The following is a 24,732-nucleotide window of genomic DNA, read 5'->3' as shown; positions in this document are numbered from 1 at the left end:
AACTTGTTTTTTTACTGCCCTATATTATTTTCTCTTTATCGCATAATTTTCTAAATACTCAGGATTTCCTTTGCTTCTGATATACGTGTACACGCCCATCACAAAGGCCCCAAGGGTATTGGTAAATAAATCCCCCATCGTATCCATTAAAGCAGCACGCCCAATAAATGGTTGGCCGTTGGACATATTATAGCGTTGTAAGTTCATGTTCCCTAATGAATCGCAGATAAATTCCCAGAATTCCCAGAAGACGCCACAAAGCCCTGCAAATGCAAACCCAAATAATAAAAATAACCACGGGGAAACATCGGCGTACTTCGTTTTCTTCAATAGGAAAGCAGCAATACCATAACCCACAGCAGTTAACAGCATCGGACTAACAAAATGTAAAATTTTATCCCAGAACGAAATGATTGAAATCATATGCAACGAAGTTCCTAGGAATACTGAAATAAATAAGAAAAACCAGTAAAAATAAACGATAGTCGGTGGCATAATAATTTTTAAAAATTTATTGACAAGATCTGGTAAAAAGATCAGCCCAATTCCAAGTAAACATTCGATAACAAACGTCACACCTTGTTTTGTTGAATACTTAGCCGTAAAAAATTCCCAGAGATTGTATGTCAAGCATAAGATGCCAAACACCACTAATCCATATTTAATTTTCGAATAATTTTTATCCATTTTGACACACCCTTTCAAAAGTTATTTTATATGAAAAAAACTGTAGATGAAAGACACCTTCCATCTACAGTTTTAGAAAACTCTATCGAATGAAGAGCTTATTAAAAATGTTTATTTTTCAACAGCTGTTTCAGTAATTGTTTCAACAGCACGTTTCATACGAATATCGTGTTCTAACATGTCGTTGTTTAATACTTTACGTACTTGCGCTTCAGGCATGTTGTATTGTTCTGCTAAATCTTTCACTTCAGCATCGATGTCTTCTTGTGTTACTTCGATGTTTTCAGCTTTGGCAACTGCTTCAATCACTAAGTTTGTTTTTGTGCGTGTTTCTGCTTCGCCTTCAAATTGTTTGTGTAAATCTTCTTCTGTAGAACCAGTTAATTGGTAGTACATTTCAGGAGAAATTCCTTGGCGTTGCATGTTGTTTAAGAATTCATCCATTGAACGGTGAACTTCGTCGTGAACCATTACGTGTGGTAATTCAACGATTTCAGCATTTTCAACAGCTAAACGAATTGCTTCTTCGTCTTTTACTTCTTCAGCTGCTGCTTCTTTTGCTTCTGTCAATTCTTTACGGAATTTTTCTTTTAATTCGTCTAATGATTCTACTGAATCGTCAACGTCTTTTGCAAATTCATCATCCAATTCTGGTAATTCTTTTGCTTTTACTTCATGAACAGTTACTTTGAAAACTGCTTCTTTACCAGCTAAATCTTCTGCTTGGTAATCTTCAGGGAAAGTAACGTTTACTTCTACTTCTTCGCCAGCTTTTTTGCCAACTAATTGGTCTTCAAAGCCTGGAATAAATGAATTAGAACCTAATTCTAATGAGTAATTTTCGCCTTTGCCGCCTTCAAATGCTTCGTCGCCTAAGAAGCCTTCAAAGTCGATAACTACAGTGTCGCCATTTTCAGCAGCGGCATCTTCTTTGATTACTAATTCAGCTTGAGATTCTTGTTCGCGTTTCAAACGTGCTTCCACGTCTTCATCTGTTACTTCACGGTCTTGTTTAGACACTGTTAAGTTTTTGTATTCGCCTAATTTTACTTCAGGTTTTACAGTTACTTCAGCAGTGATAACCCAGTCTTCCCCTTTATTCATGCTTTCAACATCAATTTTTGGTTGTGCTACTGGTTCAATTCCTGCTTCTAATACAGCCGCTTCATATGCTTCTGGTAAAACAGCGTTTAACGCATCTTCGTATAACGCTTCTTCTCCATACATACGGTTAAAAACAGTACGTGATACTTTTCCTTTACGGAAACCAGGTACGTTTAAGTTTTTTTTCACTTTATTGAACGCTTGCGTTAATCCTTTTTCGATTACTGCTTGTTCGATTGAAAAAGTTAATACACCATCATTAGTGCCTTTTTTTTCCCATTTCGCAGACATTTGTTTCCCTCCGAATAACATTTAATTTTATACATCAAACTTTATTTATGCATACCTTTAAATAGTACACTATCCCTAGGAAAATGTAAATATTTTAAGTGCTAAGAAGTGAAAGAAAGACTCGATTTTTAGCAAACTATCAGTTTTTTAATTTTTTCGGATTAAAAAAGCATAGAATTTCGAGAAATTTCCTTCTTAAAACACTAAAAGATTGTGAACAAAATATCTTGTTCACCATCGGATGTAATCGCTTTACTTTATGAATGGCCCATTATAGAATGTATGTACTCAATATTTACGCATTATATATTTTCGTCATTATACATATAATATCAAAAAAGGAGAGGATGGTTTTGAATAAGTTCGTCTGGGGAATCTTTTCTTGCATCATATCATGGCTTTTTTTATCGCTGACTCAACCTTTGATAGCTCATTCTGAAACACTGAACCCTACAACTCACGCCTCTACTTTTAGTGAAACATTTACCTCAGTTTCAACAGAACAACAAACAACTCAAGCAACCGATATCATGGAACAAGAAACCGAGCAAACCCATGCTTCCTCTGAAAACGATGAACCTATGGCACCTACGCCAGCTAGTGTTTCTGTTGGTAATAGCACCTTAAAAAGTACCTTAAGCACGGGAACGTATAACCAAGATATTATCACACTTTCGTATGAATACAGTGTGACACTTATCGGCTTAGCAATTAATGATCGACCGATTATTGCTATTCAACTTCCTACAGAAATTTCAAGCCAGTTAGATAACGACACTCTAAAGCAACAAGATTTTCTGACTGTTTTAACAGGGACTGTCAGTTATCCAGGAACAGCCACTCAAGATATTCACAGTTCAACTAACGGCGTCAGCCTCTCTTATAGTAGCACTTATCATTCTGTTTATCTAACTTTTCCAAGTAGCACCTTGGTGTTACTTCCCGGAACCAAATGGTCTGCCGCCATTTCGTTTGATGTGGGCGCACTTTATAAACGAGGAATTTCAATCCCTCCTGCTCTTAACGGCAAAGACTATCCGATTCGAGGAACCTTTACAGATGTTGGCACTGGATTAGGCGCAATTAATATTATTATTGGGAATAATACAAAAACAGGCGTAATTAGCAAAGCTCAACTTAGTTTAGGGAATTATCCCGTTCCTCAAGTCACACCAGCCAAACTAACTCAATCAAATCATCTGGACACTACTGTAACAGGGACCATTCAACAAGTACAAGACCCAAACTATAACTACTCTGTTCAATTAACCTTGAACCGCCATGATGGCACCACTACCCCCATTGTGGTGAAAGGGATTTCTGTCGATGCAGCCGGAAATTTCTCGACATCGTTAGCTTCACCATTAGAATATGGCGACACGCTCTCTACAATTGTCTTTGCTCGTTCAAAAACGTCAACCGACTATATTCAAAGCAGCCCCTCAGCTGACCAAAGTGTCAATTGGTCAATCCAACCAGTCACAAACGTAGTCGCCAATGCCGGCTCAACTCAACTTTCAGGTAAAGCTTCTCAAGTATCTAACGGAACCTATCAAGTTAAAGTACAAATAAATGGTGGTTCTATTTCCACAACGTCCTTAGATTCCAATGGCCATTTTCAATTTGCTAATTTACCCACTTTCCAAGGGGGAGAAACGGTCAGCTTGTGGGTCCAAGGTCTCAGCAATCGCACTGGCCTGCCTTTGTTAACCAGTTCTACTGTTTCTCAAACAGTTGCTTATCCTGTGCCTCAACTAACGGTTACGCAAATCATTGAGCGGAAAAATGCACAAGGGCTCTGGGAAGCTGCAAACTCTGTCGTAAGTGGTCAAATCATTCGTTTTACGTTAACCACACGTTTAACCAATCAACCAGCAACGTGGATGAATCAGCAATTACGAGCAACGGTGCCTAAAGGACTGTCCCAACTTTCAGCTGCTACATTAACAAAACAATCAGCAGCAGGTTTAAGTACGCCAATAGCTGGGCTTCAACTTTTAACTGATAGTTCCACTGGTTTGCCGTATTGGAGTTATCATAATTCGCTGCCAGCAGATAATTTTACGGAAGCCAATACACAATTCACCTTACAATATACAGCAACGGTTACAGAAGAATGGATAAACCAATTTCTTTTATTTTCTAGCACGGTTACTGGCAATGATGGTGGCGGAACGCCAATTACGCCAATCACTAAAGAACAATCTTTACCTATCAAAAACGGTACCCTCCGTTTTGTGCAGATGCCAACTACAGTTTCCTTTAAAAATTTACCTTTCCCCAGCAAACGAACCATATACTCACCATCGACCATCAGCGCTCCTTTCCTCATTGCCGATGGTCGAGTTGCAAAAACACCATGGCATTTGTTGGTAAGAGAGAGTCAGCCCATGCATTCAACTTCTACAAATAAAACGATCCAGCAAGCTTTCATTTATCGAAAAAATGGCAGTGATTTTCCTCTCTCCTCTTTAGCAACCGAAGTTTATCAACACACCGCAACGGACGATAACAATGTAGAAATTCCTTGGAACCAACAAAATGGACTTTTTTTAAGCGTTGCTCCTGACCTTAATTTAACGGTCAAAGAATCTTACACTGCCGAATTACAATGGATTCTTTCTGATACACCCCTCTAATTAGGATTTAGCTTTTTTAAAAGTTAAAAATAAACAAGAAAGAAGGAATAAAAAATGAAAAAGATCGTGCGCATTTCAAGCATTTTGTTCGTTGCTACGCCTCTTATGCTTTTAAATAGTCCAAAAGTTGAAGCAGCTCAAGTCGCTTCTATTCAATCCAACGCTGATATTACGTTTGCTCTTGATAATACTGTCACGCCACCTGTCAACCCGACGAACCCTTCTCAGCCTGTGACACCTAATCCTGCTGATCCTCATCAACCTGGTACAGCCGGACCCCTTAGTATTGACTATGTTTCAAATATCCATTTTGGATCAAAACAAATTCAAGCCGGTACAGCAATCTATTCGGCACAACTAGACCAAGTGCAAAATAGTACTGGCGATTTAATTAGCGTGCCAAACTATGTTCAAGTAACTGACAAACGTGGTCTAAATCTTGGCTGGAAATTATCAGTTAAACAGAGTGCGCAATTTGCTACAAGTGATTCAACACCCGCTGTTTTGGATAATGCATCCTTGACCTTTTTAGCAGCAACACCCAATTCAACACAGTTACTTTCTTTGGCGCCATTAACGGTCCCAGTAACCTTGGATCCAACTGGTGCCGCCACTTCTCCTGTGGCGACTGCCGCTCTTTCAACAGGAATGGGCACTTGGACATTAGCTTTTGGTAGCGGAGCGACCGCTGCTCAAGGCATTCAATTAACTGTTCCTGCGACAACGAAAAAAGTTGCAGCTAAACAATATAAAACAACGCTTACTTGGATTTTGGATGATACACCACTTTAAAAGAAAACAAACAAGGTATTGCATGAAACAACTTCATGCAATACCTTGTTATAAAAAATTGTCAAAAAGGAGTGCACACTATGAATCAGCAGCTTTTTAAATGGCTTCATGCTGTTAGCATCATCATTTTTTTATTTTTTATTGGCTCTTATTCTGTAGAAGCAAGCGAAATGACTTTTTCTGTAAAAGCCATTTTACCCGACAATCAACGAACCAAAGAAACAAGTTATTTTGATCTACGTGTCGCTCCAAACCAAACACAAAAGCTACAAATCGAACTAACGAATCAAACAGCCAACGACATTACCGTGCTAGCTTCAGCCAATGCAGCGATTACTAATGATAATGGCTTGGCAGATTATTCTCATGCTGAAACAAAAAAAGACCCATCTGCACCTTTTACTTTTAATGAGATTGCGCAATTACCAAAAGAAATCCAACTACCTAAACACTCAACCAAGACTGTTGAATGTCAGCTTATTTTACCGGAAAAACCATTTAATGGGTATGTTTTAGGAGGACTCTACTTTGAACAAAAGTCAGATGAACAACCTGCTCACTCAGAAAACGGCGTGGCCATCAATAATCGTTTTTCTTATGTAGTCGGCGTCTTACTTAGTGAAACAGATGAACCTGTTCAGCCAGAATTATCTTTAAATGAAGTAAAAACCGATCAAGCTAACGGTCGTAACCGCGTATTAATGAATCTCCAAAACAAACAAGCGGCTATGATTAAAAAATTACAAGTCGATGCCTCTTTATATTATGAAAAAGAAGCTAAACCTCGCTACGAAAATCACCAAGAGTCGTTAACAATGGCCCCTAATACAAATTTTAATTATCGGATTGACTTAAAGGAACAACCTTTTGTTCCTGGAAATTATACTGTAAAAATCAAAGCAAACGATGGCTATCAAGACTATTCGTGGGAAAAACACTTAGTCATCCAAGAAAAAGAAGCTAAAAAATACAATGCTACCGCCGTCAACCTCCCACCTGAAAAACACACCAATTTCCCTTGGAAACTGGTGAGTAGCATCACGCTGGTTTTTCTATTCATTTTGGGAAGCACGATTTATTATTTCAAGAAAAAAATACGTGAAGCGCAACAATAAAAAAGCACATCGACAATTGTCGATGTGCTTTCATAATCACTTAATTATTTTGTATATTCTTCAACTAATGCAACGACTTCTTCCATCGTGTCGCATTCTTTTAATGCGCGGTCAGCAAGTTCAGCCATTTTAGTTGTGTCTAGACGTTTCATCAAGCTACGTGTTTTAAGGATAGATGTAGCACTCATTGAGAACTCATCTAAGCCCATACCCAATAGTAATGGAACAGCTGTTTGATCGCCCGCCATTTCACCACACATACCAGCCCATTTACCTTCAGCGTGTGCTGCATCAATTACATTTTTAATTAAACGTAAGATTGATGGGTTGTATGGTTGGTATAAGTAAGAAACGCGTTCGTTCATACGGTCTGCCGCCATTGTGTATTGGATTAAGTCGTTGGTTCCAACACTAAAGAAGTCTACTTCTTTGGCAAATTTATCAGCTAATACGGCAGCTGCTGGAATTTCAATCATAATACCTACTTGGATATCGTTTGAAACTTCAACACCTTCGTTGACTAATTTTTGTTTTTCGTCTTCAAAGATTGCTTTCGCTGCTCTAAATTCTTTCAAAGTAGCAACCATTGGGAACATGATACGTAAGTTACCATGAACAGACGCACGTAATAATGCACGCATTTGTGTACGGAACATGCCGTCACCTAGTTCTGATAAGCTAATACGTAATGCACGGTAACCTAAGAATGGGTTCATTTCGTGTGGTAATGTTAGGTAAGGAAGCTCTTTGTCCCCACCAATATCCATTGTACGAACCACAACTGGTTTTCCTTCCATTCCTTCAAGAACTGCTTTATACGCTTGGTATTGGTCCTCTTCAGTTGGAAAGTCAGATGAATCCATGTATAAGAATTCTGTACGATATAAACCAACAGCTTCGCCGCCGTTTTTGTGTACGCCTTCTAAATCTTTTGGTGTACCAATGTTTGCAGCTAACTCAACATGTTTGCCGTCAGCTGTCACTGTTTCTGCATTTTTTAGTTTATCCCATTCTGCTTTTTGATCTGCATAAGCTTTTGCTTCTGCTTCAAATTCAGATTTTTCAGCATCTGTTGGGTCAATAATAACATCCCCAATGATTCCGTTCACTGCTAAAATATCGCCTGCTTTTACTTTGTCAGTAATTTCTTTTGTACCAACGATTGCAGGGATTTCTAACGAACGAGCCATGATTGCTGAGTGAGAAGTACGTCCGCCGATGTCTGTAACAAAGGCTTTAACATACGTACGGTCTAATTGTGCAGTATCACTAGGTGTTAAGTCATGGGCAACCACGATTACTTCTTCGTTAATCATTGAAGGATTTGGAAGAGTCACACCTAATAAATGTGCTAAGATACGTTTGGCAACGTCACGAATATCTGCTGCACGCTCTTGCATGTAAGCATTATCGTCCATTGCTTCAAACATACCAATATACATATCCGTAACTTCTTTCAAGGCAGCTTCTGCATTGACTTTGTTGTCTTGGATATTTTGTTTGATTTGACCAACCATTTCTGGGTCAGATAAAACCATTAAATGAGCATCGAAAACTTGCGCTTCTGCTTCACCAAGGCTTTGAGCTGCTTTGTCGCGAATTGCTTGCAACTCTTCAGTAGATTTTGCTAAAGCATCGTCTAAGCGAGTTGCTTCTGCATCAGTATCTTCTACGGAAGTTTTGTTGAAAGACAAGTCAGGTTGAACTAGCAGGTAAGCTTTAGCAACAGCAACGCCATCACTTGCGGCAATCCCTTTTAGCATCTCAGACATTATTCAGCCAATCCTTCTTTTTGTAATGTTTCAACGATTGCTGCCATTCCTTCAGCTTCGTCAGCACCATCAACAGTGATTGTTACGTCAGAACCTTGACCAACGCCTAAAGACATAACGCCCATGATTGATTTTAAGTTAACAGATTTACCTTTGTATTCTAAGTTAATATCTGAGTTAAATTTGCTTGCAGTTTGTACTAATAAAGTAGCTGGACGTGCGTGAATTCCTGTTTCTGCTACAATGTGAAATTCTTTCTTTTCCATATAAATCGGTCTCCTTCGTAAATAAAAAATTTTTATGTTAGGGTTTTCCTTTCTTGATACGCTAAAATCAAACGTCTACTCGAAAAAAGACCCTTTCAGTTTCTAAGATTACCATTTTTTTCTATCTTACACAACACTTTTTGCTTAAATTTCGTGATGTTTTGCACTGACTATTCTTCCTCTTTTTGGTAACGATAAATGATTCGTCCATTTAACCCCGCTTCTCCAACAATTTCCGCGCGGTCAGGCAAAGAAATCCAAGCATCACGAAATTGGAAAAATTCATTTTGCTCCACGATTAATTCAGAGATTTCTCCAGCTTTTAATGAAGCAATTTTTTCTACAAAAGGATTTTCAGCCATTGATTTCACCACTCTTTCTCTTAAATATCAACTCTTATAGTTTACTTGAAAATGGCGCAATTGTCTGTAAAAAAATCGAATCTTTGCCTTTTTTTAAACAAGGTCTTTTACTTGATTCTCTTACAAAAAATGCTATAATAACCTCAAAGGTCAAAAATGGTCAAGTGGTTTTATAGACAGAATTTATTCTTGCTATCTAGTACTTGGCTGGTTTGAGGAAAAATGGTCTGTTTACTAGAAATAATAGAGCAAACAGCTATTTTTCTGGCCTCAGTTATTTTGAAAGGATGTGTTTCATTCAATGATTTGTCAAAATTGTCAACAAAATGAAGCAACAATTCATTTATATGCAAATGTGAATGGTCAAAGAAAACAACTGGACTATTGCCAAAGCTGCTATCAAAAATTAAAAAATCAAGCAAATAATTCCCCTCAAAATATGGGACAAGACCCTTTTGGCTTTGGGAGTTTAGACGATTTATATCGTTCTCTTTCTCGCCAAATGCAACAAGGTAATCCTTATGAACAACAAACACCACCCACTCAATTTGGTGATGGTGGTAATGGAGGTCAACCCCCTTGCGGAGGCGCTGGCGCTGGTCAAGGTTTACTAGGCGAGTATGGGATTAACATCACCGAAGCGGCACGCCAAGGAGATATCGATCCTGTGGTAGGACGTGACCAAGAAATTAAGCGTGTCATTGAAATCTTAAATCGCCGTACAAAAAACAACCCCGTTTTAATCGGTGAACCAGGTGTTGGTAAAACAGCCGTTGTCGAAGGTTTAGCCCAAAAAATTGTCGATGGCGATGTGCCCCAAAAATTATTGGACAAAGAAGTCATTCGTTTAGATGTGGTTTCACTTGTTCAAGGAACTGGTATTCGCGGACAATTTGAAGAACGGATGCAAAAATTGATTGAAGAAATCACTGAAGCTGAAAATGTCATTTTATTTATTGATGAAGTCCATGAAATTGTGGGTGCTGGTGCTGCTGGTGATGGCAATATGGATGCTGGCAATATTTTAAAACCAGCCTTAGCACGTGGTGAATTACAATTAGTCGGTGCCACAACTTTAAATGAGTACCGTATTATTGAAAAAGACGCTGCCTTAGAACGTCGGATGCAACCAGTCCAAGTAGATGAGCCAACCGTTGCCGAAACCATAACGATTTTACATGGTTTGCAAAAACGTTATGAAGATTATCATCATGTTAAATATACAGATGAAGCGATTAACGCAGCAGCAAACTTATCCAACCGTTACATTCAAGATCGCTTTTTACCAGATAAAGCGATTGACTTGTTAGATGAATCTGGTTCAAAAATGAATCTAACTATTCAACTCGTCGATCCAAAAACAATTGATAAAAAATTAGCAGAAGCGGAACAACAAAAACAACAAGCTTCCGCAGAAGAAGATTTTGAAAAAGCGGCTTATTATCGTGATCAAATCAATAAATTACAAGCAATGAAAGAAAAACAAATCAGCGATGAAGAAACACCCGTCATCACTGAAAAAGATATTGAAGCCATTGTGGAACAAAAAACTGGCATTCCTGTCGGTGACTTAAAAGAAAAAGAACAAACCCAATTGAAAAATTTAGCTGTTGACTTAAAAGCTCATGTTGTCGGACAAGATGATGCCGTCGATAAAGTAGCTAAAGCGATTCGTCGCAATCGTGTAGGCCTAGGCAAACAAAACCGCCCAATTGGTTCCTTCTTATTTGTAGGGCCAACAGGCGTTGGTAAAACAGAATTAGCAAAACAATTAGCTTTTGAGCTATTCGGTTCAGAAGATTCGATGGTTCGTTTTGATATGAGTGAGTATATGGAAAAACACAGTGTTTCTAAACTGATTGGTTCTCCTCCAGGCTATGTTGGGTATGACGAAGCTGGACAACTCACAGAAAAAGTCCGTCGTAATCCTTATAGTTTGATTTTATTGGATGAAATTGAAAAAGCGCATCCTGATGTTTTACACATGTTTTTACAAATTCTCGACGATGGTCGTTTAACAGATGCACAAGGTCGTACGGTCAGCTTTAAAGACACCATCATTATCATGACAAGTAATGCTGGAACAGGAGCTGTGGAAGCCAATGTTGGCTTTGGCGCTGCCCGTGAAGGTGTGACTAAATCTGTTTTAGGTCAATTGAACAACTTCTTCACCCCCGAATTCCTTAACCGTTTCGATGGTATTATCGAATTCAAAGCATTAAGCAAAGAAAACCTGATGAACATTGTCAGCTTGATGTTAGAAGAAGTAAATGGCTTATTAGCTAAACAAAAATTACACATTGAGGTTCCAACAGAAGTCAAAGAGAAACTCGTTGATTTAGGTTATGATCCTGCAATGGGCGCTCGTCCTTTACGTCGAACAATTCAAGAACAAATTGAAGACGGCATTGCTGAATACTATCTAGATCATCCTGAAAATCATCAATTAGTCGCAGCGTTAGATAACGAAGGTAAAATTATCGTAACTGGCGCACAAGAAGTGACTAAAACAGAAACTTCAACATCTGACCAAGCAGAATAATCAAAAATCCACACGCATTAATAACAATGCGTGCGGATTTTTTTATGCTTTTCACTTTTTATTTTCATCAAAAAAAACTATAATAGAAGAAAGATATTCGTATACTTGTTCCTCATAGAAAAAATTCAATCTGGAACTCCTGTACATAATTGGAAACGCTCTTTTGCAGCACACAACTATAATGAGGTGATAAAATGAAATTAGTGAATGTGACCAATAGCTACAAACAATTAGTAAATAAACAATTGGAAAACACGGATGCTTACTTTGTAAAAGTCTACTCAGCAGGAAACACGACCGCTGTCTATTCAGAAGCAGCTCACCATGTGGAAGTTCTGATTATGAATAAAAATCGTCGCATTCGTCCGACAGAAGTAAAAGAAATTTTAGCAAAACTGTTAAAACGATTACCTAAAGAGGCTTATGACCCAGATGAAATTTCTATCATTGAGTTAAACCATGTGACCGAAGTGTCTGTTCCATTAAAAGTTTCCCTCATGGAAAACTAAAAAAAACTGCCGAAGTTTCCCCACTTCGGCAGTTTTTTTAATTTATTGTGACGTTATTTTTTTTACAAGCCTTTGATAATTTTCCGACCAGGCTTCCTCATTTGTCGGACTGACTAATTTATTTTCCTCGATTGCTTTTTTTCTTAAGTCATCCACTTCTTTTTTGAAATTTTCCCCCGATTTTTGAGCATAATCTTTAGAAAAATATTTTGATTGGCGAGAATAAGCCTTCAGTTTTGCGTCTTTAATCTCTTCTTCTGTATCTGCAAAATATTCATCATAACGAAGATCGGTTATTTTCCCTGAATCTTTTAACGTAATAACAGTTAAACGTCCAGAAAGCCCCTCCCCAAAATCTTCTGTTAGACTTGTATAATGTTCTTTTGAAGGTTCTTTGATTTCCTTGGCTAAAGCCCTAGCAGCAGGAAGATAGCCATTATTAGCGCTATTGGATTGACCTTTGGCTGTCTGGAATGCGCCATCTAGGCGATTTTCAGCAACCATTTGATTTTCTAGAAAAGTCATCGTATTAACAACGGTCACTAACGATTGATCAGTTCGGGCGTTGTTCGCTTGAAAATTTGCATAGCCGGATAAACGTTTTGTCACTCCTGCCCATTCTTCAGAATAATAGTTTTTAGGTCCACGTTCATCAAATTCTACTAACTGAATTTGTTGATCCTTAACAACGACATCAATTAAAGCCGTATAGCCGCCATCAAACACGACTTCATGATGATAATAATCCCCTTGAACTTCCCCGATTTCTGGACGACCTGACCAATACATCTTCTGAGCTTTTTCTTCTGGACTAATTCCTGATTGTCCATTATTAGCTTCTACTGTAGCGCCAGAAACAGCATCAACTTCAAAGGTATGTCCATTACGCTCATAACTCACTTTGGCAGCACTCTCCTTCGGTTGATCATTCGTGTTTGTCTGCTCCTCCTGCTTTACAGAAGTGGCATTAGTGGCTGCCGAGGCACCACTCGTTACTTGGACTGCTTCTGCTTCAGTACTTTCTTTCATTTTTTCAGTTCGTTGATCTGGTTGGCACCCCATTAAAATAATCATTGAACAAAATAACCCGACAACTATCTTTTTAGTTTTCATTTTTCCTCCTTTTAAAACTCATTGAATTACCATTTAATTTTAATATAAGTAGAATGAAAAGTATAGCTAAGAAATCGTTTTTTCTTCATACGGCGATAAACTTAACTGTCCAGATAAATACTCACCTAAATAGATTTCCTGTAATCTTTGGAATCCTTGTTCTTGGATTTGCGTTAATAGCCAGTGCTCATCTTTTTTTATTAACTCTAGGACATCCATGTTGGCTTGACCGTCCACAATAATCGGATAACGAATACTTTCATCGCCATATTCGACGATTGTTAATTGACCATTTTGTTCTAAAACAGCCCGTTTAACAAGCTGGACTTCATAAATACCATTTGCTCGTAATTTAAACATTAGATCATTTGCAGAAATACCATTTTTCAAACATTCCTTCACCACAACCTGTCCATCCTTGATTAAAGTAATGGGTTTACCATCCACAATTTGCTTCACATAGCGATTGTGTTCTTTTGCAAATTTTAAAATTAAGACTAATAATGTCCACAAAATTAACACTAATACAAATTGGAGCACCGTAATTGAATCATTATAAATAACACCACCAATAATGCCCCCCAATACATAGTTTTGCACTTGGTCCATAGCCGATGTGGGCGCCAAATTGCCTTTTCCCATCAAATTAATTTGGACAATTAAACAAATAATACCTAAAGCAAATTTAATAATAATTGGACTATAAAACTGCATTAATTTTCCCTCACTTTACTTTATGATTTCAATCGTTGGTGTTAATAAATACGTTTCTTGTAATGTATAAGACTGCTGATCCGTACTTAAACTCATTTTATAAAAGACTTCGTCAATTTTAACTATGGTTCCGTCAGCCAATTGTGTACCATTGACATAAACTTTTTCTGGAGAAACCTTTTTTTCCTGTGCCACTTGTTCGACAAAATGTACCATTTGTGAAGATTGTGAATGCTGATTTTGGTTCAGTTGATAATTGGAATATTGAACCCCTAAAACAAATAATAATGATAAAAAAATAATAATACTTAATTCACGATATTTCGTTTGAATTTGATGTCGCACATAAAAACTAAACACAATGACTAGCCCGATTAACAAAGCAAAAATAAAAAAATACTTTAAGTAATCATTTAAATTAGATTGGCTTTTTAAATACTCGATGCCATAAAAATTCATGTTCTTGTCCACTCCTTGATAGGTTCGTTATAATAAGTATTCTATCTCAAAAAAACAATCACGCCTGCTTTAATACCTTATAACAAGAAAAGCTCAGCGCAATCATCTTGAGAATGACTGCGCCGAGCTTCAATCTTCTAAAGATTCAGCTACTGATTGATTACAAATTAATTTTACATCAAACTTTTCAGTTCAACATCTGGATATTTATCCGCAAACCAGCGTTCCGCAAATTGGTTTTCAAATAAGTGAAAGTCCCTTTTATCAGGCTTCATCATACAATAAATAATCTTAGAAAGCAATTCATTTCTGCTACAAACCAACGCAATGTGCAACCTTTATTTTTCTCAATATACCTATTACTTCTTAATCAATAATTTTAGTAGGAAAATTGATTAGACAAGTATCACAAAACAAAAGTTGAAAATTATATGTTATTTAATGTGACTTTTCTATTCTATCAATTGTGCCTAATCCAAACTATTTAATGGATAAATCTGCGTTTTTCTTGAGGGAGTAGATTCATGGACAACATTGCTGAAGAATAGTGTTTCTGTATATATTCCAAAACACCTAAACTTCCCTTATCTTCGGAATTTCGGAGTTCTTCTTTTATTTGAGCCATATCTACATGAATACTTCTACTTAAAAAATCCACTGCATCTGTAAATTCTTTATCAGTATGAAAAGTATCATAAAAATCGGCAAGTTGTTTACATGTGACCGATTCATCTATTGTTAGTTCTATTAAAGCTTTCTGGATATTCAAACTTATCTACTCCAATCTGTTTTCAAGAATACTTCTTTCAATTCCTCTAAAGTTTTTACTCTTTTAGATAAATCCGCATTCATGCCTGAATCAATGAACTTCTCTACTTCTTTATTTTTATTATTATTCAAATTCTTTCTCCCAGTCATTATATAAAAAACCACCTGAGCTAGTGCATAAATTTCATGTTGAATAGTGTATTTATCCGCTCCCATAATTTTTAACTGTGGGTCATTCAAACTACCTTGAAACTCAGTGTTTTGGCGAGTCAGCGTGCTATCAGAGTCTTTGAGATAACCAAAATCACAGACTTTTAATATAATGGTTTTGTCATCATATTCCTTTACTAATATATTGGATAAAGAAATATCTCTATGAAAGATTTCTTTAGAATGAATATATTTAAACGCATTAAAAAGTTGAGTAACTAACCTTTTTCTTTCAAATAATTGTAATTTTGTGTTATTCGAATCAATATATTCTTTAAGAGTTTGTTTCACATATTCCATAATGAATTCATTCGCATCATCATTATAGCTATAAACTTTTAATACATATAAGGAATCCATATTTTTCATATTTTCGAACTCTTTTTTAAATCGTATTAACTCAGCAGATGTTAGTTCTCTTCTTGCTCTTTTTAACGCAAAAATTTGATTATAAAAAGTGTCTTTAAATTTATAAACCATTGCATAAGAACCTGAATTAACCAATTTTAAAGAGGAATATAAACTGTTATTCTCCTTAACAATTTCAATTTGCTTTTCAAAATAAATGATTGGTTCGTATTTAACGATGTTTAGCAACTGATAGTCTTCTGGAATAGCTGACCCACCAGAATTATTAAGATACGGTTGAATAAATCGAACCGTCTCTACATATTCATCCATCAATTTAAAGGCAAAATCTGTTTTAGATAGTGCATGTTCCAATTCTTCATATTTATCAATTAATATAATTAAATCCCTACTGGGGTCTGCATTAAAATGATTATTATATTTTGCTTTTTCATTCAAGAAAGATAATAGAGAATTGAACTGATTTTGAAATACTGCGAAACAAAATCTTAGTCGTTCATCTTCTACATTTTCATATAACCGTTCTTCCGTTAATTGCCCCATTACTTTATTGGAAAAATCCTTAAAAAAATCAACATTTTCATCTAGAATATAGTCCACATTCATAAATTTCACTTCCAAACATCAAAAATAATAGTTTAAACATATTTCTCAATACAATAAAAAGCCTAAATAAAGGCTTCTTATTGGAACTATTTAAACTTTAGTCAATTATCTCCAAAGGAGGTAAACTTTCTACTAAATCCATTGTTTTCATAGAAACATTAATAATAGACAGCAACAAATTAAATATATATTTGGGATTTTCTGAGAACTCGTTAGGGTCATCAACTATCCCAGATTTTTTATCTCTTTTCACTTGATATTGGTCAATAATCCACTCAATAGCAGGTTTTCCATTCACAACATATTCATATGCACGTTCAGGAATATCTGTTATAACGATATCTTCATTAAAGATAATTGTATCTAGTTGACCACGTTTAGGATGTTTCATTTTCTTCACTTTGAAAGTTGGATTATCTGATTTAAATATAATATTTACGTCATCATAAGCAGGAACATTTTCATAATTTAAGTGTAAATCAGCTAATTCTTTACCAATCTCTATATATTTTTCTTTATGTTTAACATTAGGAATTTTGGGAAAGGATTTTGCTAAATCTTCATAATATAGTTTTCCGTATTGTGCACTATGAAAAACTCCGTAAACATAGTATATGGCGTCCTCTTCACTCAAGTTTGATAATTTTCTTAGCATTTCGGGACGAATAGCTGAATATTTTTCATCAACATCAAAAAAAGAACTATCGTTAGTAATATGATAAATATATTTTGGTAAATTCTGTGAACCGCCCGCAAAAATATTTCTATCTGGTAAAACATCAACCATTAAGGTCGAAAATTGTTTTCCTCCTGTTTTATTTGACAACGAAATCATCAAATTTGAAGCCGTTGAGATAGGCAATACCTTAGACATTTGGTATTGCCTATCTATCCACGCTTGTGCGTAATAGACATGCTTCTTGGTAAACGGGCGATACATTCCAAGATACATTCTGTCGCCTTGCCAAGATTGAGATTCTCTACGCTCAAAGCGTTGCTTCAGTGAACGAGTCCAAGAAATGTCTGGAACATTTTCTTTATAAATTTTTGTATCACCAAGGTATTGATTATAATAATCAATACTTTTTTTCATTGTTACTTCAACCTGAGACTGAGAAAAGTTCCAAGACCAACCATCTCTACCAGTTGTTATCCCTCCAGTATAATCAATAAAAAGAGCATTCTGTGTTTTTTTATCGCCTAGAGGGATAAGTTCATCAAAATTAGAATTACGTTGATTTATCCAATCCCCTTTTTCATTTGGCGTTATACTTTGGAATTCTGATTCTGCTCCAGATAAGCCTTTCCATTTTTTCAATTTTTCTAACTTCTGATATTTATTAAGATTATTACCAATATCTAAATAATGAAGCTGACCTTTTCCTGTATTATTTAATTTCTTAATCAGTAGAATAATAGTAACCCCTGTCATAATATCAAAGATATTTCCGCCCTCTAATACAGACTGCTCCTTAGTTTTACCACGAATCCCACCTTTAAGATTTAATATATAAATATCAGAAAATTCTTCCAAGAGTGATTTTCTCATTCCGTCCATTGCATTCCCATCTATGAACGAATTATTTGTAATGAATCCAATCACACCATTATCTGAAATTCTATTCGATGACCAACGCATAGCACGGATATAGGAATCAAAAAGATTGTTCTTATTGGTCGCTGTTGAAGTTTTTACCCAAAAGGTTTGTAAACTGGAATCTAGTTTTTCATAAGCAGTCCTAATTTGATTTCCATCTTCATTTTTTTGTTTGGCAGAATACGGTGGATTGCCCATAATTACTTTGACAGGCACTTCTTGTTGACGTTTCAACCTTTCATCATTTGTTCTAAAGAAAGTATCATCTAACGTATCTTCTTGTTCAGTGGATTCAAAGGTATCAGTCAATACAATCCCTTCAAATGGTTTATACTCCTGATGATTCATCTCTGCAAAAGTGGATTCGATATTAATTGCTGCAATATAGTAACTTAATAACACAATTTCATTTGCATGTAATTCTTGCGTATATTTCCTCGTAATATCAGCTAAAGTTATTTCTCCCTTAGCCAATTTATCTTTTAGGTAATGTAATGTCCGAACAATAAAAGTACCTGTTCCTGTGAAGGGGTCAAGGATATGAACTCCTTCATCCTCAATAGCTTTTCCAAAGTGTTTTTTCAACACATCATCGACTGATTTAACAATAAAGTCAACAACTTCCACAGGAGTAAAGACGATTCCTAACCGTTGCGTGGTTTCTTTAAACCCTTTCGAGAAGAATTTATCATATAAAGTGATAATAATTCTTTGTTTTGCTTCTGCATTATCGATACCTTCAGCACGTAGTTTTACAGAATCATAAAACTCTTTTAATTCATCTTGTTCTTTATTAAATCCGCCAAATCTTGACAACTCTTCTACAATTTTATCCATTGCTTCAGAAACAGGATTATTATTCACAAAGCTATATTCACCAAAAAGAGCTTCAAAAATAGGAGCAGTAATTAAGTGTTGGGCTAACATTTCAATTGCTTGTTTTTCATCAATACTTTCATTGATATTATGTTGTAAACTCTTTAAAAACTTATCAAATTCAATGGCAGTTTGAGAATTTTTATCACTAATCATAATGGTTATTTGTTCAATATGACGTTGTGCTATTTTGGCAACATCTTCTGACCAATCTTCAAGGTATCTTCTATCTCCTACTTTTTTGACAACTTTTGCATAAATAGCATTCTCGATTTCTCCCCAATCTAACTCTAAAGAAGTTTGGTAAATGGTATCGTCCTTTTCACCAATTGTTGAAGTATTCTCCATATCTTCAACAGAAGGTGCTTCACCTATACCGATAACGTCCATATTTTCAGGTTTTTTTCTATTTAATTCCAGTTTATTAATCATTGCTGAAAAACGTTCATCCACTGAACGCAACGCATTTAAAATTTGCCAAACCGCTTCATACTTTTTATTGTTATCCAAAATTGATTCTGGGGTCGTTCCTTCTGGTATTACAATAGGTAAAATAATATATCCATACTCTTTATCTTTAAACTTACGCATAATACGACCCACGGCTTGAACAATATCAACTTGTGATTTCTTAGGTGCTAGGAAAATCACTGCATCTAAATTAGGAACGTCAATTCCTTCTGTCAAAAATTTCACATTAGATAGTACTCGTGTTTCATCTTCTGCAAAATCTTCTGATAGCCAATCTAAAGCTTCTTTCTTTTCTAAGGTATTCATTGCACCATCAACATGTCGAACATTTATGGATTGTTGAATGGTTTCGTTTCCTTCTAAATATTCATTGACTACTTCATTGAACTGGGAAGAAATTTTCTTTGAATTATTTATGGTATTAATGAAAGATATTGCTCGTTGCATAGGTTTTCCTTCAAAAATAGCTTCTTTATCTACACTGCTTCTTTTCATTAATCCGTTCCAAACACCAATTAGTTTGGAAACATCATCAACATCCAAGCCATTTTCACTATCAGATAGGACTTTCTGCATGTCTTTTTGAATCACTTTTTCATCGACTGCTAACACCATTACTTTGTAATCAGTCAAAATATCGTTTGAAACTGCTTGGCCAAATCCCAAGCGGAATATTTCTTCACCATAAATGTCTTTATTGTCCATTGATGACAAGATAATGCTAGAATCTTCTGCTTTTTGTTTTGCATCTGTTCCGTAAATTTTAGGCGTTGCTGTTTGATACAAGCGTTTACTTGCTTTGATATAGTTATTATTATGAACTCTTGTAAATACGCTTGCTTCTTCTCCTAAAGCCTTAGCTCCTGTTGTTCTATGTGCTTCATCACAAATGACAATATCAAATTCAGGAAACCCTTTTTCTTGTGCTTCATGTAGAACTTCAATAGATTGGTAAGTAGAATACACAACCGTTAAATCTCGTTGATTATTCTCTATTTTTTTATAGTTAGATAGTAATTTATCTGAATCAGTTGTCGCAGGAAAGCCAATATCTTTAGCAGATAATTCATCAGCGTTCTTCTTTTTAGAAGCGTTCCTATCACTTGTCACAGCAAAAGAGTGCATACTTAGTTCCGTGTCATTATTCCAACCAATCAATGTTTGACTCAATAATTGTATACTTGGCACTAAATATAAAACATTAAAGGTTTCTTTACTCGTTTGTTTAGCCATCTTTTCAACTAATTTTAAACTTGTAAAGGTTTTGCCTGTTCCCGGTGCCATAATTAATTGACCACGGTCATTTTCTTTAAAGTATTCAATTGTTAAATCAATAGCATCATTTTGATATGGTCTAGTTTTCTTCGTATTCTTTACTTTTACTTCATTCGGTCTACTTGGAATAAAAGATTCCCAATCAACTTGACTATTTCTTAAATCACTTAATCCAATTTGTGCAACTGGTTTTGATAATTGATTAATCGCTTCATCTGCATTACTACTCAATGAATCTGATGAATAAACAATAATTCCATCAGAATAATACGATTTTCCAAGTTCAGCTAAAAATGAATCAATATGTCTTTTGTATATTTTATTATCATAAAATTTAGCTTGAATAGCAGTCAATTCCCCTGTTGCTTCATTTCTTGCTACTAAATCAACCCCTGTATCTTTTTTGGGTATTACATATTCCTCTGGAACTTCATTTAATAACCAAACATCTGAAAATAAGTTTTTGTATGTTGGTTCATTTTTGAAATAAATTTGAGCAATTTTTTCAAAGAGAGTTCCCTTGTCTCTTTGAACTTCATTTGCTTGTTCTCTCGCTAATTGAATAAGTTCATCAAATGTCATTGTTTTTCTCCTTCAACAAGTATTATATCTAATTATAACAGTTTTATCGCAAATATTGGACAGTAAAAAAAGCCGGTCTAAGTAGACTAGCTTTATTGACTATAACATGATTAAACATTCCAACTATATCTTTTTCTTGATAATACTGTTTGCTAAAGTAGTCACTCCTAGAATAGCTACGCTACCTAAAGCAGTTCCAACTAAATTTCTTTTTTCCTTTAAGCTACGACTATGTTCCATACAAAATAAAGATTTATCTGATGGAACTTCTTTGTTGCAATTTGGATACTTACAAGTCTTAATTTTCGATTCTTTCATTTTCAGTCACGTCTGTCCTTTCATTATTATAAGTTGCTATGAGCACTTCAATTTTTGTAGACAAATCATTAGTTAATTCCTGAATTCTTCCATCATCACCCACGTGAGCATTATCTAATAACCACGCAATAGTTCTTCCGCTTTCGTTTTCTTTCATTAACACTTGTTTAACAAACGAGTGATAGTTTGTCAGTGTTGCAAATAAAGATTGTTTTTCTCCCAAAGCTGTATACGCTATTAGGTTTAGTTGGACTGCAGAATTTAAATATCCTAAAGATGTTTGCAATAAATTATCAATTCTACGTGCATCTTTTGATTTTGTTTTTGAATCAATTAAAAGAGCTGCATCTTCGTGAATAGAAAGCATTAGCTTGCTAATTGTTTCATTAGCAATTTTGATAGAACTAATCAATAGCTCTCTTTTGTTCGATTCATTCTCTGAAGCTAATCCTTCAACAACTAATTGTCTGGATGAAAAAAATCCCGCATATCTATCATTATACTGACCTTTCTCTACCCTTTGTATAATTTGATTTAATCCCTCAATTTGCTCTGAAATTGATGCTAACTGACCTTGAATTGCTGATAACTCTGGTAGAACACCTAACTCTTTTACAATTTTCTTATCAAGAGTAACAAAACTTTTATTTTCCCCACTTAAATTATCCTTAATGACAGCATATGTTTCACCTGTTTTTTTTCTTACGCCAAATGACCATTCTCCAGAATCTATCTTTCCCTTTGCAAAATCAGGTATCCTAGCTACGTATTCTGTTTCTTTCTGATTAGACAAATTTTCAATCAAACTCATTTCTGAAATATTTGAAAATAAACTGTTTTTAATTTTTACCGCTATCGATTTTGAAGCTATTCTTTGTAATGGCAATAATGAATAAGATGTAAAATCATAATTGTATAAATTTTTATCGATAACATTTACCAATAACGATGCGTCTTTAGGTAAAACAATTTCGAAATCTTTCATAATAACACCTACCTGATAATAAGTTGAATTACAAGCCACTAAGGTATTATTTAACAAGCTCCTTTAAATCTTGTTTCATCTTGGCAACTCTATTTTCATAAAACAATTCAAAATTTTCTATATCTAATTTGATATCTTCATCAATAAATAAAAATGAGTTATTCAAGTGATTGATTTCCATCCATTCTGACAAACTCTTATCTTTCTTCAAAATATTTTTTTCCTTATTTAATAATTGTAAATTTCCAATTTTATTCCAATTATTACCAATCCTCTCAATTTCTTCTTTACTAAAATGGTTTTCCATAAATGTTTTATTTTGAAATTTTGATTTTGGGTGAATATGGTCAATATCGAAATTTTGATTGAAATAATCTAAATCTGGATAGAATAAAGACAATACAAAAAATGCGTCATCAGAACCACATTGTACTTCAAATAAGCCTTCAATTATTGCATCATCAAAAGAATAATTTTTTGTAGGATTGCTTTTAGCACTATTGATTATTTCTTTTAAAGGAAAGACACCAGAGGAAGAGTCATCAATTATTTTACGAATTTCTCGAAGGATACTATCTGATTGCCCACCAAAAATACGTTTCAAAAACACTAATAATAACCATTTTTTCATAAGTTGAGAATTGGCGTTTTGCGTGTTGGAATCTAAGAATCTATTTTTTATAACTTCATCCTCAAGTTTGTTTTCATAGATATAATAAACAATTGGTATAGCAGCATTTTTAGCAGGAAACGTTCTGTTTTCAAAACCCAATCTATAGAACATCTCAAAAGCATTAAGAATTGATTTACGAATCCTTTCCCAATTAGTTTTAATTTTATTAATTACATCTTCATTAAAATTTTTCACTCTACTCTTTATGTCATCTGCATATAAAACTAACATATTTTTCAAAATGAAGTCTATTGTGATAGAAAAATCACCGAACTGGTTAACTTCTCTAATTAATTCCTCAAAATTTTCCCTCGCATCAGACCAATGAACTGTTAAAAAAGACATCAACAAATCTGAAAAAGTAAGTTTCGTCCCGCCATCATTAGTTCGAATAAAAATATCTAATACCTTATCAAGATTTTGTTCATCTTCCAAGTAATAATTTAAAACTTTTTCTTCGTTGATAGTCTCATATAACAGATTTAATATATCTTTGGAGTATTCATTATTTTCTAAACCCACTTTTTCTAAATAAGAACATCGATTTTTTTCATCTGACAAGCCTAAAATACTTCCTACTTCAAACCAATATTTTTCACCTAATTTATTTTCTTTCTCTACTTTATCTCTACGTAAAAATTTGAATTCATATTCTTTATCAATTTTTGTTTCTTGCTTATAGGTATTTTTTATATTTAAGTATAACTTCATTGGAGGAAAATTGTCTTCATTGTCCACCCATCGTTTGTGATTTAATTTAACTGCATAGCTTCCTTTTAGTCCAATATATAAGCTGTTCAACCTCTGTTGTCCATCAATTACTGCAAAAAAATTGTCTGTTCGTCCCATAGAATTATAATATTCATTCATTTCTCCAAAACGTTGTTTATATTTTCTCAAAAAAGAATAAAATCTATAATTATTTTTTATTTCATCTGAAGTAATTTGCCATAACATTAACGAATTTATAGGATACTTTCTCATGATACTATCAAACAATGATTCTATCTGCTCTGGGCTCCATACAAATTTTCTTTGGATAGCAGGTAATAGATAAATATTTTTGTCTATATTTTCAATAGCTTCTTTGATAGTAATTAACGGTTGAAATCCTCTTTCCACCATATCATATCTCCTTGCATAGTTGACTTATTTTTTAATCTGTGAGTGTATTTTTTGAATTATCACAATAATAAAGAACAATATTTTAGAGAATACGGTTCCATAATCAAATAACAAGTAAAATTACTCTATTTTATATTCCGTTCTTCTAAATTTTCCAATCATACAATATTATCTCAAACTTATAAGAAAAATCAACTTAAAATAGATATAAAAAACTCGTATAATCCATACTTTTCTTACTATTAACTTAAATTAATATTCACAGAAGCCAGACCACACTTCCTCTCTTCTAAAAATATATTCAAAATCTCCAGAATCGATTGTATGCTGCCTGAATTACATTCTAAGCGTTTCTAAAATATTAAGTATTAATTTATCAAGAATAAATTTTAAAACTCCTAAGCAATAACACAGGCTATTTAAATTCCATACTACGTTATTTTAACACTACATATCTAAACAAAATAAAAATATAACTTTACCTATATATTCTAAATATGAAGATAGTTCTA

Annotated in this window: 18 protein-coding genes; 5 read left to right on the top strand and 13 right to left on the bottom strand. The window is 34.6% G+C overall.

What is annotated here, in order from left to right; translation table 11 throughout:
- Positions 1 to 24 precede the first annotated feature (24 nt).
- Both IGL42_RS02375 and tig read right to left on the bottom strand, forming a co-directional pair.
- On the bottom strand, positions 25 to 687 hold the full coding sequence (locus IGL42_RS02375) for a hypothetical protein (RefSeq protein WP_002355557.1): 663 nt from the start codon (positions 685 to 687) through the stop codon (positions 25 to 27).
- Between the two features lie 111 nt (positions 688 to 798).
- Entirely contained in the window at positions 799 to 2,082 is a 1,284-nt protein-coding gene (gene tig, locus IGL42_RS02370; RefSeq protein WP_010710798.1) for a trigger factor, read from the bottom strand.
- 263 nt (positions 2,083 to 2,345) lie between these two features.
- Here tig and IGL42_RS02365 point away from each other — a divergent pair, with 263 nt between their 5' ends.
- The 3 genes from IGL42_RS02365 to IGL42_RS02355 are packed head-to-tail and all read left to right on the top strand — an operon-like array spanning position 2,346 to position 6,628.
- On the top strand, positions 2,346 to 4,721 hold the full coding sequence (locus IGL42_RS02365) for a hypothetical protein (protein ID WP_025191885.1): 2,376 nt from the start codon (positions 2,346 to 2,348) through the stop codon (positions 4,719 to 4,721).
- A 54-nt stretch (positions 4,722 to 4,775) separates the two neighbouring features.
- On the top strand, positions 4,776 to 5,513 hold the full coding sequence (locus tag IGL42_RS02360; RefSeq protein WP_002358689.1) for a WxL domain-containing protein: 738 nt from the start codon (positions 4,776 to 4,778) through the stop codon (positions 5,511 to 5,513).
- A gap of 35 nt (positions 5,514 to 5,548) precedes the next feature.
- Positions 5,549 to 6,628, top strand: coding sequence for a DUF916 and DUF3324 domain-containing protein (locus IGL42_RS02355; protein ID WP_025191886.1), 1,080 nt, complete (start codon positions 5,549 to 5,551; stop codon positions 6,626 to 6,628).
- A gap of 44 nt (positions 6,629 to 6,672) precedes the next feature.
- Here the strand turns inward: IGL42_RS02355 and ptsP are convergent, their stop codons facing one another.
- The 3 genes from ptsP to IGL42_RS02340 all read right to left on the bottom strand — a co-directional run bounded on the left by ptsP (position 6,673) and on the right by IGL42_RS02340 (position 9,028).
- Positions 6,673 to 8,400 carry a phosphoenolpyruvate--protein phosphotransferase gene (gene ptsP, locus IGL42_RS02350; RefSeq protein ID WP_002361251.1) on the bottom strand — a complete coding sequence of 576 codons (1,728 nt, stop codon included), beginning with the start codon at positions 8,398 to 8,400 and terminating at the stop codon, positions 6,673 to 6,675.
- Positions 8,400 to 8,666 carry a phosphocarrier protein HPr gene (locus IGL42_RS02345; RefSeq protein ID WP_002355551.1) on the bottom strand — a complete coding sequence of 89 codons (267 nt, stop codon included), beginning with the start codon at positions 8,664 to 8,666 and terminating at the stop codon, positions 8,400 to 8,402. Before IGL42_RS02345 ends, ptsP begins: the two co-directional genes overlap by 1 nt.
- 170 nt (positions 8,667 to 8,836) lie before the next feature.
- Positions 8,837 to 9,028 (bottom strand): hypothetical protein, encoded by a 192-nt coding sequence (locus IGL42_RS02340; RefSeq protein ID WP_002366170.1) that lies wholly within the window; start codon positions 9,026 to 9,028, stop codon positions 8,837 to 8,839.
- A 301-nt stretch (positions 9,029 to 9,329) separates the two neighbouring features.
- Here IGL42_RS02340 and IGL42_RS02335 point away from each other — a divergent pair, with 301 nt between their 5' ends.
- Positions 9,330 to 11,570 carry an ATP-dependent Clp protease ATP-binding subunit gene (locus tag IGL42_RS02335; protein ID WP_185776366.1) on the top strand — a complete coding sequence of 747 codons (2,241 nt, stop codon included), beginning with the start codon at positions 9,330 to 9,332 and terminating at the stop codon, positions 11,568 to 11,570.
- 194 nt (positions 11,571 to 11,764) lie between these two features.
- Positions 11,765 to 12,079 (top strand): DUF1827 family protein, encoded by a 315-nt coding sequence (locus IGL42_RS02330; protein ID WP_002355547.1) that lies wholly within the window; start codon positions 11,765 to 11,767, stop codon positions 12,077 to 12,079.
- Positions 12,080 to 12,121: 42 nt separating this feature from the next.
- Here the strand turns inward: IGL42_RS02330 and IGL42_RS02325 are convergent, their stop codons facing one another.
- From IGL42_RS02325 to IGL42_RS02290, 8 genes are all read right to left on the bottom strand, one after another.
- Complete coding sequence (locus IGL42_RS02325; protein WP_002363169.1) at positions 12,122 to 13,192, bottom strand: hypothetical protein; 1,071 nt, start codon at positions 13,190 to 13,192, stop codon at positions 12,122 to 12,124.
- Positions 13,193 to 13,258: 66 nt separating this feature from the next.
- Positions 13,259 to 13,906 (bottom strand): DUF421 domain-containing protein, encoded by a 648-nt coding sequence (locus IGL42_RS02320; RefSeq protein WP_002355545.1) that lies wholly within the window; start codon positions 13,904 to 13,906, stop codon positions 13,259 to 13,261.
- A gap of 15 nt (positions 13,907 to 13,921) precedes the next feature.
- Positions 13,922 to 14,365, bottom strand: a complete 444-nt coding sequence (locus IGL42_RS02315) for a DUF3290 domain-containing protein (RefSeq protein ID WP_002355544.1) — start codon at positions 14,363 to 14,365, stop codon at positions 13,922 to 13,924.
- 484 nt (positions 14,366 to 14,849) lie between these two features.
- A complete protein-coding gene (locus IGL42_RS02310) occupies positions 14,850 to 15,134 on the bottom strand; it encodes a hypothetical protein (protein ID WP_002402280.1) in 285 nt (94 codons plus the stop codon).
- Between the two features lie 2 nt (positions 15,135 to 15,136).
- Entirely contained in the window at positions 15,137 to 16,318 is a 1,182-nt protein-coding gene (locus tag IGL42_RS02305) for a protein kinase family protein (RefSeq protein WP_002402279.1), read from the bottom strand.
- A gap of 97 nt (positions 16,319 to 16,415) precedes the next feature.
- Positions 16,416 to 21,119 carry a DEAD/DEAH box helicase gene (locus IGL42_RS02300; protein ID WP_002402278.1) on the bottom strand — a complete coding sequence of 1,568 codons (4,704 nt, stop codon included), beginning with the start codon at positions 21,117 to 21,119 and terminating at the stop codon, positions 16,416 to 16,418.
- Positions 21,120 to 21,417: 298 nt separating this feature from the next.
- A complete protein-coding gene (locus IGL42_RS02295) occupies positions 21,418 to 22,479 on the bottom strand; it encodes a hypothetical protein (RefSeq protein ID WP_002402277.1) in 1,062 nt (353 codons plus the stop codon).
- Positions 22,469 to 24,220 carry a DUF262 domain-containing protein gene (locus IGL42_RS02290; protein ID WP_002384918.1) on the bottom strand — a complete coding sequence of 584 codons (1,752 nt, stop codon included), beginning with the start codon at positions 24,218 to 24,220 and terminating at the stop codon, positions 22,469 to 22,471. Before IGL42_RS02290 ends, IGL42_RS02295 begins: the two co-directional genes overlap by 11 nt.
- Between the last annotated feature and the right edge of the window lie 512 nt (positions 24,221 to 24,732).

Origin of the sequence: Enterococcus sp. DIV0712 (assembly GCF_050554855.1) — a bacterium.
Classification (GTDB): Bacteria; Bacillota; Bacilli; order Lactobacillales; family Enterococcaceae; genus Enterococcus; species Enterococcus faecalis.
This window is presented reverse-complemented; position numbering and strand designations above follow the sequence as displayed.